The organism is Acholeplasma laidlawii (assembly GCF_015709225.1).
GTDB lineage: Bacteria > Bacillota_I > Bacilli_A > Acholeplasmatales > Acholeplasmataceae > Acholeplasma > Acholeplasma laidlawii_A.
The window spans coordinates 33,552-48,979 of the sequence record NZ_JADNRS010000050.1; the positions used below are offsets into that span (position 1 = coordinate 33,552).

Below are 15,428 nucleotides of genomic sequence, written 5' to 3' on the forward strand. Positions count from 1 at the left end.
TAAAAGTCAAACAGACATTATTACACTACTATACTATAGGAGGAATGATTAGTTTATGAGCGATAATAAAAAACAACAAGCACTAGAATTAGCCCTTAAACAAATTGAAAAACAATTTGGTAAAGGGTCAATTATGAAATTAGGTGATGGTGCTGACCATTCAATAGAAGCAATCCCATCTGGTTCTATAGCATTAGACATAGCATTAGGTATTGGTGGCTATCCTAGAGGAAGAATTATTGAGGTTTATGGACCTGAGTCAAGTGGTAAGACAACACTTACTTTACACGCTATGGCAAGTGCCCAAAAGCAAGGTGGTACAGTAGCGTTTATCGATGCTGAGCATGCACTTGATCCAAATTATGCGAAAGCTCTTGGTGTGGATTTAGATAATTTAGTGTTATCTCAACCAGATACAGGAGAACAAGCACTTGATATTGCTGAGGCTCTAATTAAGAGTGGATCTATTGATATGATCGTCATAGACTCTGTAGCTGCTTTAGTACCAGAGGCTGAAATTGCTGGTGATATGTCTGCTAACCATGTAGGCTTACAAGCAAGAATGATGTCACAAGCAATGCGTAAGATGTCAGGTGTCATCTCGAAATCAAATGTTGTAGCAATTTTTATCAACCAAATTAGAGAAAAAGTTGGTATCATGTTTGGTAACCCAGAAACAACCCCAGGTGGTCGTGCACTTAAATTCTTCTCATCAGTAAGATTAGAAATAAGACGTGCAGAAGCGATTAAGCAAGGTAGTGAGATGATTGGTATTAAATCAAACGTCAAAGTTGTCAAGTCAAAAGTGGCACCACCACTAAAAACAGCATCTATTGATATTATGTATGGTACTGGTATTTCTAGAAGTGGTGAAGTACTTGATCTTTCAGTGGAACTTAATTTAGTCAATAAAAGTGGCGCATGGTATAACATTGGTGAAGAAAAACTTGGCCAAGGTCGTGACAATGCAAAACAATATTTAGAAGACAAACCAGAACTTCTAAATGAGTTAGAAAAAAAGGTTAGAACGCATTTTAAATTAACAAAATAGAATAATTTACACAAAATGTAATAATACTCAACAAAGTGGTGAAACTATCACCACTTTTTGTTTTATTATTTTATAATAGATATAGAGAAAAGTTTTAGGCGGGCTTGTATGATAAACATAATTAGAAAAACCGGTTGGTTCTTAAAAAAAGAATGGAAAAGTTATACAATGATGTTTGTTTTCCTCATCATTATCGCTATTCTAGCATTAACTCCAGCATATGTATTAGGTATTGCAATTGATGTGATTGTATCAAAAGGATTGACTTGGATGAGTCTATCTTTTATTGTTGGTGCACTTGTATTAATACCCATTTTTAGATATTTAACATCATTTATCTATAACTATACATCTGCTAAAACAGCACAAAAGTTAGCTTTTGAATTTAGAAAAATTTATCTAAAAAAACTCTTTGAAATGGATGCAGAGTTTTATGAAAGATTTCAAAAAGGTGACTTAATATCTAGAGCGACAGCTGACTTAGATATGATTACTATGGCTGCTACATCTGTACTTGAAGGTATTATTTTTAATATCGGTATCATTATGTTTGCCATTGGTGTTATGGCCTTCACAATCTCTTGGGAATTAACCCTTATTTCAGTCACTGTGATGCCAATAGGTATTACCATACTAAATATGATCCGCGTGAAAAAAAGAGGGTATATTAAAATACATAGAGAAATCTATGCAAATATGACTGAAAAGATTTTAGAGTCTGTAGAAGGTCAAAAAACTATTCGTGCTTATGTACAAGAAGCAAACGACTTAAAACATCAACATAAAACGATTGATGAAGATATTAAATCTTGGCGTTATATTATTAATTATGAAAATAGACTAGCGCCGTTATTTGAATCAGTATATGCAATTGCCTATATCTTAGCTTTCGTGTTTGGTGCACTTTTTATTATTAATCAAAAGATGACACTTGGTGAAATGATCATCTTTATTTCATACATCGGTATTTTATATGGACCAATTATATCTATATCGGGTGTGTTTCAACATATCAATAATGCCACTGTTGCCATTGATCGTTTTGATGAAATTATGAAGGTTGACCCAAAAGTTAAAAATGAAGATATTCCTGAACCAATCATTGACTTTAAGAAGATTGAATTCAAGAATGTAGCTTTTAAATACCCATTAGATGAACGTTATACATTAGAAGACATTAATCTAGTGATCAAAAAAGGTGAGACAATTGGTGTTGTTGGGCCAACTGGTTCAGGTAAAACTACATTGGTTAGACAACTTTTAAGAGAGTTTAATGTCACAGAAGGTGATATCATTATTGATAATAAAAGTATTAAACGCTATAACATTAAGAGTTTAAGAAAAATTGTTGGCTATGTACCACAAACACATATGTTATTTAGAAGAAAAGTAACAGAAAATATCATGATTGGTAACCCTGATGCAAGTATTGATCAATTAAATTTAGCAATCAAAATAGCAGATTTTGAAAAAGATATTGGATTCTTAACAAATGGTCTTCAAACACGTGTAGGTGAAGGTGGAACAACTTTATCTGGTGGTCAAAAGCAAAGACTATCGATTGCCAGAGCAATCATCAGAGACCCTGAAATATTAATCTTAGATGACTCACTTTCAGCAGTCGATGCAAACACAGAAGAAACCATATTAAAACAACTTAAAACTTACCGTTCAGGTAATACAAATATCATTGTTGCACACCGTTTTTCAGCAATTAGAGAAGCTAATCAAATTATTGTTATGGATAAGGGACGTATTGCTGAAATCGGAACACATGAAGAATTGATTCAAAAAGATGGTTGGTATAAAGCTCAATATGACCAACAAATGAAAATGAAATAGGTGTCTATATGAAACAATTTAAAAAAGTTTGGCGTTATATTAGACGCTATAAAAAGTTATTAACTATTTCAATCATTAGTATGCTCATTGTTCAAATGCTTGGACTCTTAGCACCACTCATCGTTCGTTCTATTTTAGATGATCAATTAGTAGGGATTACAAAACAGTGGTATGAAACAACAGATACCTCGAAAGTGGCATATAAGGGTAATTACTATACTCAAGAATTAAATGATGGTTCACCATTAACCATTGTTATCGTAAATGGTAAATACCTAGCTATTTTTGATGAAATTGTATCAGGTAACCAACAATTTGTTGCAACTACTGATACAGAAGGACAGTTAACGATTACAACCTTTGAAGGGGATGAAGTTGTTTATACTGCACAAATCCTAACGGGTGGTGAGGTGAGTAGTTTTTACGCACCTTTTCTACAACCTATCTTCATATTATTAAGCCTATTAATCCTTAGATATGTATTTCATATATTATTTTTATTTATTCAACGTATTACAACTGCCTACATCACGACAAATGTTGTCAGAGATGCAAGAAAAGATGCGGTTAGAGCACTTCAAAATATGCCGATGTCCTATTTTGAATACGAACCAGCTGGTAAAATAGCAAACCGTATCATCACGGACGTCAATGGTATGATCAATTTATTTTCAACTTTAATGAATTTAGTATTTAACTCATTTTTATCCGTCATCTTTGCATATATAGGAATGTTCTATCTAGACTCAACTCTTGCACTATTTACATTTATCTTATTCCCGTTAATCTATATTTGGTTAAAAGTATTTATTAGAAATTTAAATGAGATAGCTCAAAAAGTATCAGAATCAGCTTCCATGATTACTGCACAGTTAAATGAAATTATTAATGGTATTAACGTGCTTCAAATCTTTAACTACCAAGAACAAACAGAAAAAGAATTTGAAATCACTTCTAATATATTTAGAAGTGAACAACTCAAAGAACAACGACTTCACTTATCGATTGGTTGGAATATGATTCGTCTACTTGGTTTTTTAGTTACTGCATTTATTATTGCATATTTTGGATTCCAAAGCCTAACTGTTGGTACCTATGTTATGACTGCAGGTACAATTTATGCATACAATGATTTCTTATCTCGTTTGATGGAACCAGTTGGTGTGTTATTTAGAGAGTTTGGTAATTTACAACTAGCCCTTGTAAGAACAGATCGCATATTTACGATAATTGATGCTGAACAAGAAGATGATAGTTTTGAAGAAATTGAAAGATTTAAAGGTAAAATCGAATTTGAAAATATCACCTTTGCATACTCAAAAGATGCCCCTGTATTAAAAAATGTGAGTCTTAATATCGAAGAAGGTTCTATGGTAGGTATTGTAGGACATACTGGAAGTGGAAAATCAACAATGATGAATCTATTACTAAGATTTTATGACTTTAAAGATGGTGATTCAGGTAAAATCTATATTGATGATGTAGACATTCAATCTTACTCAAAACGTACCTACAGAAACCATATTGGCATGATTTTACAAGATCCAATGATTTATAAAGGTACTATAGCAAGTAATGTAAAATTTGGCCAAGATGTAACTGATGAAGAAGTAGAAAACGTACTTCGTGAAATTGGTGGTGGACCAATGATTGATAAATTACCAGAAGGTATTCATCAACCACTTTATAGAGGTGGTAGTAATTTATCTGTTGGAGAAAAACAATTAATTAGTTTTGCAAGAGCGGTAATTCATAACCCTGCTATCTTAATTATGGATGAGGCAACTGCAAATATTGATACTGAAACGGAAAGTCTTATTCAAACAGCCCTTAATAAGGTAAAAGAAGGACGTACAACGATTGTAATTGCACATAGATTATCTACAATTAAACATGCAAATAAAATTGTAGTATTAGATAATGGTTTTAAAGTTGAAGAAGGCACACATGATCAATTGCTTGAACTTGATAAGCAATATGCACACATCTATAAATCACAAATGAACGTTAAAATAGAAAACGTCTAATAAAAAAATCCTTTTGGTTAAGTCTCAAGTTCGAGATTAGATGCCAAAAGGATTTTTATTTTAAAATTATTTATTCAGTTTCTATTTGACTCGCCGGTGTTAAGTCACCGAGATATGTCTTGAAGTAATGTGTCACTGTCTCTTCTTGATCGAGTGCTAGTTCAATATGATATACAACTTCTACATATAGATAAGGTGCATCAACGTTAACAAACCATAATGGTGATTGAGGTAATATGTGGTTAAATGATATTTTTCTATTTGTACCAAATGTATTTGTAAGTGGTATGGTAGTCACTGCAGATTTAGCATTGATCCATTCTGCTTGAACCACAAATTTTACAGTTAATTCGTGAATATGCTTACCAGACTTCACTTCTTGACGTGCCTTGAATGTATAGTGACCATTGGTATCATCATAATATTCAGGAACTAACATATCCATAAGTTTAATTTGGATAAGTAATTCATCGGTTTCTAAATTAATGATTTCATGATTTGATTCATCTTCGGTTGTGATGAAAGTTGATTGAAACTGTGATACGTTATTGCCATCAAAATCAACATTTTTATATTTTAGATAATCCCCTAAATATAGTGCGATGACAAATGTGACGGGTATAATGACTATAAATGCAAATAGTATGAGTTTTAGTCGATATTTTAATAACCATCTTCCGAATTTAGAATTTGGTGTATGCTTAGGTACCATATATGTCTTTCTCCTTATAACGTTTACTTAAGTGATATTATACTATAGAAATGTTAGATTTAAAAACATTTATAAGTTTTTCTTAACATCAAAATCTATGAATCGTAATATTTAAAAGTAAATGCTCGTTTATGAAAATATTTAATCACTTCTATATCGTGTTTTTCATTGACTATAAAATGAAATCAAGTTATAATAAATTAAGTACTTTATGTACGAAACTAATTTTTGATTATTATTCAAATAAAAAGTTAAAACTAAATATGGAGGTTTAAAGAGATGTTTGACATAATGTTTAATGTTGACACTCCTGCATTAATTACCTTCATTTTGCTAATCGTCGTAGGTGCCCTTGGTGGTGCGTTGGTGGGTTATTTCATTCGTGTAGCTCAACATGAAAAAAGTTTACGCTTGGCTAGAGAAGAAGCTGAACGTATTATTGAAGACGGAAAAAAAGAAGCTGATAGAACTAAAAGAGAGATGGTTTTTGAAGCTAAACAAGAAATTTTAACGTTACGTAAAGAATTTGATGAAGATATTAAAGATCGCCGTCAAATCGTCATGAATCTTGAAGAAAAAGCAACTCAACGTGAGAATGCTTTAAACCAAAGATCACAATATTTAGATAAACGTGAAATCGGTCTGGACGCTAAAGAAGAAAGACATAACGAACGTAAAGAACAACTTGATATCCAATATAGCAAAGTGGAAGAATTAATAAAGGAACAAGAGGAGAAACTCAGTTCTATTTCAGCGTTGTCAAGAGAGCAAGCTCGTGAATTGATAATGGCTCAAGTAAGAGATTCTATCTCGAATGAAATTGCAGCTTATATTAGAGATGAAGAAGATAATGCAAAATCTATTGCTCAAAATAAGAGTAAAGAGATATTATCACTTGCTATGCAAAAATATGCAGCTGAAACTACATCTGAACGTACAGTTACAGTTGTTGAAATACCAAATGAGGACATGAAAGGTCGTATCATTGGTAAAGAAGGAAGAAATATTAGATCACTTGAGGCTCTCACTGGAGTGGATCTAATTATTGACGATACACCAGAAGCAGTCGTTTTATCTGGTTTTGACCCTGTAAGACGTGAAGTTGCAAAACGTGCTTTAACGATACTAGTTCAAGATGGTAGAATCCATCCGGGACGTATTGAAGAAGTTGTTGAACGTGCCAGAACAGAAATTGACATGTTCATCCGCGAAGCTGGTGAAGAAGCAGTATTTAAAACTGGTGTAGGTAAAGTACATCCAGATATTATTAAACTCTTAGGACGTATGACATTTAGAACATCCTATGGTCAAAACGTATTGAAACACTCAATTGAAGTAGCCTTCCTAGCAGGAAAATTAGCTGCTGAAATTGGTGAAAATGAAATGCTTGCACGTCGTGCTGGTTTATTCCATGATATTGGTAAAGCAATTGACCACGAGGTAGAAGGTTCACACGTATCTATCGGTGTTGAACTTATGTCTAGATATAAAGAACCTAAAGAAGTTATTGATGCAATCGCATCTCACCATGGTGATAGTGAACCAGAATCAATTATTGCAGTATTAGTTGCAGCAGCTGATGCTTTATCTGCAGCGCGTCCAGGTGCAAGATCTGAATCTATGGATTCCTACATGAAACGTTTAACTCAATTAGAAGAAATTTCTAATGATGTTACCGGTGTTGATAAAGCTTATGCTATCCAAGCTGGTCGTGAAGTACGTGTCATGGTATTACCTGATAAAGTAGATGATTTAGGATTGATTAATATTGCACGCACAATCAAAGAAAAGATTGAAGCACAAATGACATATCCTGGAACCATCAAAGTTACAGTTATTCGTGAAAAACGAGCAACGGATGTAGCTAAATAAAATAAAGTTTAATGTAAAGAGGCAATTTTGCCTCTTTTTCATATATAATAGATGTATGAAAATATTATTTATTGGTGATATCTATGGTGATCCTGGTATAGATTACTTATTAGAAAATATCACATACCTAAGACAAACATACCAACCTAATTTAATCATAGCAAATGCAGAAAATTCTGCAAATGGACGGGGTATTAATAAAAAGATATATAAAAAGCTTATGCAAGCTGGTATATCACTTTTAACAATGGGTAACCATACATGGAAAAACCCTGAACTTAAAACTTTTATTGAAGACAGTAACATTATTCGACCAATTAATGACGGTTCAAATTTAGGTAGTGGTTACAAAATTATGAACTATAATGGTCAAAAAGTATTGGTGATCAATGCACTTGGAAAAGCCTTTATGAATGAAGATTATGAACCGCCATTTATAATGGTTAAAGAAGTTTTGGATAGAGAAATTTATGATTACGCACTGTTAGATTTTCATGCTGAAACGACCTCTGAAAAAATTGCGATGGCATATTTTTTAGATGGTAAAGTTGATATGATGGTAGGCACACATACACACATTCAAACAAATGATGATCGATTACTTGATAATGGTACACTCTATTTAACAGATGTAGGTATGACAGGTCCACTAGAAGGTGTCATTGGTGTTAAAAAAGAAATCATCATCGATAGATTTATTCATGGTCAAAGTAGACCAAATGAAGTAGCACTCGGTAGACGTCAGTTAAATGCTTGTTTATTTACTTTAAGTCCTACAAAGAAAATAGAAAAAATACATTTAGAGGAAACTCATAAATTAGTTTAAAGGTTATATTAAGGCATTATTTGACTTGTAAGACTTACTCAAATGTTTGTTTTTATAAATTGTTATATGTTATAATTAAACTAGTCTATATGATAAGGGGGAATTTTTTATGGCAGTATTCAATAAAGAGGGTTTGTTTGTTACAAAAAAAGGGAAATACCAAGTAGATGACTTGGTCACTAAGTTAAGTTTCGTATCAGGAACTTATTTAGTTGATTTTTTACAATCTATTGGTTTAACTTTACCGCGTAAATTACGCATGAATGTTTTATTCAAAGTTTTAAAAGAACCTGTTGAGCGTACAATTGAGGAAAGAAAGTCACTTGCCGATGAAATGGGTTATAGATTAACATGGTTTAGTAAGTTTACGGATACACAATTAGTAAACTTATTAGAATGGTATAAATCGACATCCTTAGGCAATCTTTATCTCACCGGTTTCTGGAGAGATTTTTTAGACTACATCGTTGTTAAAGGTGTATCGGATAGTGATATTGATAGGTTATTTACAGAAGCTGATAATGCAATTAAAACCAACAAACGCTCACTTACTCTAGACTTCAATAAAGCTTTAAATGCTGTTTTATATGATGAGAACGGAGAAATTGATGGTGTAACACAAGCTCAATTTAGACTGGTTACTTATGAAGCAACCACTTTAACTGAGCTAAGAGGTATTGGTGAAAAGTATAACGCACCAATTCCAAAGCGCTTAAAGAAAAATGAAATGCTTCAAGTGATTTTGGATAAATTAAAAGAACGCAATGAGCTTACGCCTGAACTTGAAAAGAAATTAAAAACTCAAAATATTATTTTACTTGAAAGATTTGCTAAAGATCATGACATCAAAGTTTCTACAGAACTTAAAAAAGAAGAGATTATTGAATTTATTCTTTCAAATGCAGAAGAAACTAAGTCGACATATTTCGTACCACAGTCTCAAGAAGTATACGAAAATCTTGATGAACCAGTAGTTAAAAAGGAAGCACCTAAACCAGAAGTTAAAATTGAACCAGTGGTTGAACCTAAACCGGTGATTATTGAACCTACTATGACGCCGAATGTTGTCGTAAACTCAGATGTCATTGATTATAGACCTCAACTTGATAAACTAACTGAAGCTTTTAACAGATTAGCTGAAAGTTTCAAAGATAAAGAATTTAGTGTTAACATTGAAAATTCAATTAAACCTGAATCTGTGGTTGTTCAAGAACCTGTTATTAGAGAAGAACAAGTCGTTAGACCACAACCAACGAATATGATGGTGAATCAAGAAGCACTTATTCAAGAACTATTAAGAGAAGATGATTCTGACGCACCAGAACTTGATTCTGAAAAACCATTTGATATTGATGGTAAGATTATAACCAAAGAATTCAAATACAAACGAGGATTCGGCGTATTTGCAGCATTATTATCATTAGTTTTTGCAGTATTATTTGCTTGGCTTTACCTACTTTCATTTGGTCTACTTGTTGCACCATTCTTAGTGAAAGCTAACCAAATGGTCAATGATTTAGATGCTACTATGAAACTAGTAGTTAATTATGGAACCATTGTACTTGCACTAATCAACATATATGCCTTCATTATACTTTTAAGAAAACCTTCTAAGCAGTCACTTAAAGTCTTAGGATTTATTACACTATTCACAGGGTTTATTATTACAGGATTATTCGTGTTTGCATCTATTGGAACAAAAGTTCAAGTTATAGAACAAAAAGAAGAAACTGAAATAACTAAATTAACTGAAGCTATAAAGAAAATGAGTCATCCTGATCATAAGCGTAAGGTAAAAAAATCACGTGGGTTCATGTTTGGCTTATTAGCATTTATTACATTTGTGCTTTTAGTATTTATAGTTTTCTATGGCATTTGGAGATTAGAATTCACTTATGGATATGAAAATATACCATTTATAGGACCATTATTAAGAGATTACATCATAGAACCACTATTTGGTTCTGCGCATGATATGTCACAATATTATGTATAAAATAAGGAAGTAAACATGTCAGATATTTCTAAATACACACCTATGATGCAACAATACTTAAAAATTAAAGAAGACTACGCAGATGCGATAGTCTTTTTTAGACTTGGTGATTTCTATGAAATGTTTTTTGATGACGCCATTACTGCATCCAAGGTTTTAGAAATAGCTCTTACAAAAAAAGAAGCTGGTCAAACCGTTCCAATGTGCGGTGTTCCACATCATGCTGCAAAAGTTTATATTCAAAAACTTATCACTAAAGGCTTTAAAATAGCAATTGTTGAACAAACATCAGAACCTGGTAAGGGTTTAGTTGAACGCGAAGTCGTTCAACTCATTACTCCAGGTATGATTATTGATGATGATATTCTGCCTAAGAATGAATATAATTTTATTGGATCTGTTTCTTTATCAGAATATGGATATATATTAAGTTATGCAGATATTTCAACGGGTGATACATTCATCTTAAATGGTCTAACAAAACAAGCTTTAACGGATGAAGTATCCAATTTAAAACTCAAAGAAATTGTTTTAACAAACACTTCGGATACTTACTTGTTAAACTTTTTTAAACAAGAAAATATTTTAGTGTCCATCTATACGAACCAAGAAGTTCAGAATACTAGAATTGTAAGAAACTTAAAAGAAAAACATCTTAAAGAAGCAGGTTCTTTATTAATTAATTACTTAGAAAAAGAATCTAAACTTGATTTATCTCACTTGATGCCGTTTGAAAGTGTCATCATCGATCAGTATATGAGACTTGATTATCAAGTCTTAAATCACTTAGAGTTAACAGAGTCCTTAACAGGTAACATTAATTCTACCTTGATTCAGTGGATTGATAAAACATCCACTGCAATGGGTTCTAGATTACTTAGATATGAATTAACACATCCTTTAAAAGATAAAGCATTACTCGAAAAAAGATATGATTACATTGAAGCATTTACACAATTTGAACCAAGAAATAGACTAGAATCGATATTAGAACAAGTTTATGACTTAAATAGATTAGTGGGACGTGTTTCAAGTAACCAAACACACGCAAGAGATTTAGTTCAACTTAAAACAACGCTTAGCCTTATTCCAGAGTTTAAAGAAGTTTTATCCTCATTTAATAACCCACTTATTGATGAAATGAATGACAAGGTTGATGTTTTTGAAACTTTATTTACATTACTGGATGCATCCATTGAAAACGAACCACCCTTAACGATTAAAGAAGGTGGCATCATTAAAGATGGATATGATGAAACTTTAGATGAATTTAGAAGTATTGCTAAAAACGGTGATTTATGGCTAGAAAAATTTGAAAAAGAGGAAAAAGAACGTACCGGAATTAAGAATTTAAAGGTAGGTTATAACCGCGTATTTGGATATTTTATTGAAGTATCCAAAGGTAATATTCCATTTATTCAAGATGAGTTTGGTTATATTAGAAAACAAACACTAGCTAATGCAGAACGTTATATTACAGAAGATTTAAAAAATGCAGAAAATAAGATTTTATCTTCTAAAGATAGAGCGGACAAATTAGAGTATGAAATATTTAATCAAATCAAAGAAACTGCTAAAACTTATACTCATGAACTTCAATTACTAAGTCAAATTATTGCCTCAGTTGATAAATATATTAGTTTATCAAAAGTAGCAGAAATGTATAAATATGTAAGACCAAAACTCAATCATAACCGGATTGTAGATATAGAAGATGGACGTCACCCGGTTGTGGAACAGCATGTGGAGTTCATTAAAAACCATATTCACATGAAACCAAGTGAAATATTTATTTTAACTGGTCCAAACATGAGTGGTAAGTCGACATATATGCGTATGTTTGCAGTGATAACTGTTATGGCTCAAACGGGTATGTTTGTGCCAGCTACATCTGCAAATCTACCGATATATGATGCAATATTTACACGCATTGGTTCAAGTGATGATATTTCAGGTGGTAAGTCTACATTTATGGTTGAAATGGTTGAGGCAAATGATGCACTCACCTATGCAACAGAAAACTCACTTATTTTATTTGATGAAATAGGAAGAGGTACTGCAACCTATGATGGTCTTGCACTTGCTCAGGCGATGATTGAGTATGTACATACCCAAATCAAAGCTCAAATGATGTTTTCAACTCATTATCATGAACTTACTAAATTATCAGAAAAACATGATCTTATAACTAACTTACACGTTAAAGCTATCGAACAAAAAGACCATATGGTATTCCTACACCAAGTTGAACTTGGTTCATCTGATAAATCCTATGGTATTCAAGTAGCAGCCCTAGCACATCTACCTGATCCTGTGATTAAACGTGCGAAATACTTACTTAAAAAGTTAGAAAAAGATGGAAAAGGTATTGACCATAATCTATTTATGTTTGAAGAAAAAGTAGAACTTGGTCAAATTATACCGCATGATGTTCAAGATTTATTGAACCACATCAATGACTTGGATATTAATCAAATGACACCGCTTGATGCATTGATTAAATTAAAATATCTACAAAGTTTAAGTAAAGATAAAAAATAAGGATTTAATGATGAAAAATATAGCCATTATGGATATGGCGCTTGCCAATACAATTGCAGCTGGTGAAGTCGTTGAACGTCCTGCATCAGTAATCAAAGAATTAGTAGAAAATGCAATTGATGCAGAAGCCAAAAACATAAGTATAGAAGTTCATAATATGGGACTGGAATCCATCAGCGTAACAGATGATGGAAGTGGTATGACGAAAGAAAATCTTCATAAAGCTTTTCTTAGACATGCTACGTCAAAGATATTTAAAATATCAGATTTAAATGATATCAGATCCCTTGGTTTTAGAGGTGAGGCACTCCCCTCTATTTTATCTGTATCCAAAATTGAGATTATGTCTAGAACAGACGCTGGCGATGGGTACTTTTTAAAGTTAGAAGATTCTAAGGTTGTTGATGAAGGTATCGCAGTTTTAAATAAGGGAACTAAAATAATTGTTAAAGAACTCTTTTATAATACACCTGCACGCTTTAAGTATATGAAATCTGAATATTCAGAAAAAAATGCTATCTCAGAAATATTTGACAAACTAGCACTTTCACATCCAACGATTAGTTTTAAACTTTATATGGATAATAAATTAGTAAAATCTACATTAGGCAATAACCAAATGAATCAACTCATAGAAGCAATCTATGGTAAAAAGACTACTGAAGGAATTAAAGTATTATCTACATATCTAGGTAAGATTAAAGTGGATGCTTATTTAGTAGATCCTAAATTTGTTCGTTCTAAACGAAGTGATATCAACATCTTTATTAATCAAAGATATATTAAAAACTATGTTATTAGTCAAAGTATCATTGATGGATACCAAACATTTTTAATGACAAACAAATATCCATTATGCTTACTATATATTACATTAGACCCAAGTTTAGTGGATGTAAATGTCCATCCTCAAAAGATGGAAGCTAAACTTGCTAACGAGCGTATGTTTGCATATCAACTAGCACCAGAGATAAGAAAAACCTTAGAATCCGGAAATATGCCAATTAGACAATCAATTACTGAAGTTAGAAAAGATTTATTTAAACCAACTATTATTGATATCTTTGATTTTGTTAAACAGGAAGACTCACCAGAACAGTTGTTTGAATTTAATGAGGCACCAGCAGTCGAACCGCTTATTGTAGAAACTGAAAAATTGCCACATTTAGAGTACATCGGAACACTTTCAGGTACTTATTTACTGTATCAAAATGATCAAGGCCTTTTCTTAATGGATCAACATGCTGCTGCAGAACGTATCCGTTATGAATATTATGAAGATAAAGTCGGTGCCTTAAAAAGTGATTACTATGAACTCTTAGTCGCGAAAGATTTACACATTACTGAACAAGATGCGTTAATTTTACATACACATCGCCATTTATTAAAACACATTGGATTTGAGTTTGATAATGCTAGTGTTGTAAAACACCCAACATGGTTACGTGAAAATGAACTGGATAAAGCAGTTCATGCTTTAGTGGATCAACTTCAAGATAATGGTAAAATTGATCTTAAGATATTAAGAAATCAACTTGCTAAAGATATTGCATGTAAAGGTGCGATTAAAGCAAATCAACAACTATCCCTGCAAGAAATTAATAAATTAGAAAATGATTTAAGACAGTGTAAAAATCCGTATACCTGCCCACATGGACGTCCTGTATTAATTAAACTTTCTAATCAAGATATTGAGAAAATGTTTAAACGTATTGTATGAAAAAAGTCATTTGTATTGTGGGACCTACAGGTAGTGGGAAGACTGCACTCTCTGTAAAACTTGCCAAATCATTAGGTGCTGAAATTATTAATGGTGATAGTGTAAGTATTTATAAAAAACTAGACATTGGCTCAGCTAAGATAACACCTGATGAAATGGATGGTGTAAAACATCATTTAATCAGTCATGTTGCCTTAGATGAACCCTATACAGTTTATAATTTTCAACAAGATGTTCGTAGGCTAATTGATCGTATAGATAGACCATTTATCGTAGGTGGTAGTGGCTTATATGTTAAGTCCTCGCTATATAACTATGAATTCGAACAACAAGATAACATTGAATTTCCAAACATTAATGAAATGATTGAAGTTATTAGAAAAACAGATCCTGATGTTGAAATAGATCTAAATAATCCTAGACGTATTGAATCTGCATATAGAACGATTATCCATGGCCAAAAGCGAAGCGATAAAATAAGAAAGAATGAACCACTCTATGACATCTATTTAATTTATTTAGATTTGGATAGAAATATCTTAAAAAAGAGACTGGAAACCAGATTAGATCTAATGATTGAAAAGGGATTTATTGAAGAGACTAAATCTTTAATCAACTATGATTTAAATATCATAGGCTACCGTGAAATTAAAGAGTATCTAAATGGCATGACCGATTTAGATACTGCTAAAGAAAAGATTATTACTGCAACAATGAGATTTGCTAAAAGACAAAAAACATGGTTTATCAATCAAATGAAGCCTAAAGTATATAATGCTTTAAGTCCTGATTTGCTAGATGAGTGTTTAAAAGACATCAAAGAATTTTTTGGAGTATAAAG

Annotated in this window: 10 protein-coding genes; 9 read left to right on the top strand and 1 reads right to left on the bottom strand. The window is 32.1% G+C overall.

Annotated elements, in window-relative coordinates:
- The first annotated feature begins 55 nt into the window (after nt 1-55).
- The 3 genes from recA to IY230_RS05435 all read left to right on the top strand — a co-directional run bounded on the left by recA (nt 56) and on the right by IY230_RS05435 (nt 4,920).
- Complete coding sequence (recA, locus tag IY230_RS05425) at nt 56-1,051, top strand: recombinase RecA (RefSeq protein WP_196370478.1); 996 nt, start codon at nt 56-58, stop codon at nt 1,049-1,051.
- Nucleotides 1,052-1,159: 108 nt separating this feature from the next.
- Complete coding sequence (locus tag IY230_RS05430) at nt 1,160-2,893, top strand: ABC transporter ATP-binding protein (protein WP_196370480.1); 1,734 nt, start codon at nt 1,160-1,162, stop codon at nt 2,891-2,893.
- Nucleotides 2,894-2,901: 8 nt separating this feature from the next.
- Complete coding sequence (locus IY230_RS05435) at nt 2,902-4,920, top strand: ABC transporter ATP-binding protein (RefSeq protein ID WP_196370482.1); 2,019 nt, start codon at nt 2,902-2,904, stop codon at nt 4,918-4,920.
- Between the two features lie 70 nt (nt 4,921-4,990).
- Here the strand turns inward: IY230_RS05435 and IY230_RS05440 are convergent, their stop codons facing one another.
- Nucleotides 4,991-5,632, bottom strand: a complete 642-nt coding sequence (locus IY230_RS05440) for a hypothetical protein (RefSeq protein ID WP_196370484.1) — start codon at nt 5,630-5,632, stop codon at nt 4,991-4,993.
- A gap of 291 nt (nt 5,633-5,923) precedes the next feature.
- On the opposite strand from IY230_RS05440, the gene rny reads away from it, so the two are divergent.
- From rny to miaA, 6 genes are all read left to right on the top strand, one after another.
- Nucleotides 5,924-7,504, top strand: coding sequence for a ribonuclease Y (gene rny, locus IY230_RS05445; protein ID WP_012242830.1), 1,581 nt, complete (start codon nt 5,924-5,926; stop codon nt 7,502-7,504).
- A 55-nt stretch (nt 7,505-7,559) separates the two neighbouring features.
- Nucleotides 7,560-8,330 (top strand): TIGR00282 family metallophosphoesterase, encoded by a 771-nt coding sequence (locus IY230_RS05450; RefSeq protein WP_196370486.1) that lies wholly within the window; start codon nt 7,560-7,562, stop codon nt 8,328-8,330.
- Nucleotides 8,331-8,439: 109 nt separating this feature from the next.
- Complete coding sequence (locus tag IY230_RS05455; protein WP_196370488.1) at nt 8,440-10,326, top strand: hypothetical protein; 1,887 nt, start codon at nt 8,440-8,442, stop codon at nt 10,324-10,326.
- A 15-nt stretch (nt 10,327-10,341) separates the two neighbouring features.
- Entirely contained in the window at nt 10,342-12,867 is a 2,526-nt protein-coding gene (gene mutS, locus IY230_RS05460; RefSeq protein WP_196370490.1) for a DNA mismatch repair protein MutS, read from the top strand.
- Nucleotides 12,868-12,877: 10 nt separating this feature from the next.
- The gene (gene mutL / locus IY230_RS05465) at nt 12,878-14,587 is read left to right on the top strand and encodes a DNA mismatch repair endonuclease MutL (RefSeq protein ID WP_196370492.1); all 1,710 of its coding nucleotides are present in this window, start codon (nt 12,878-12,880) and stop codon (nt 14,585-14,587) included.
- Entirely contained in the window at nt 14,584-15,426 is an 843-nt protein-coding gene (miaA, locus tag IY230_RS05470; RefSeq protein ID WP_196370494.1) for a tRNA (adenosine(37)-N6)-dimethylallyltransferase MiaA, read from the top strand. Before mutL ends, miaA begins: the two co-directional genes overlap by 4 nt.
- Nucleotides 15,427-15,428 lie beyond the last annotated feature (2 nt).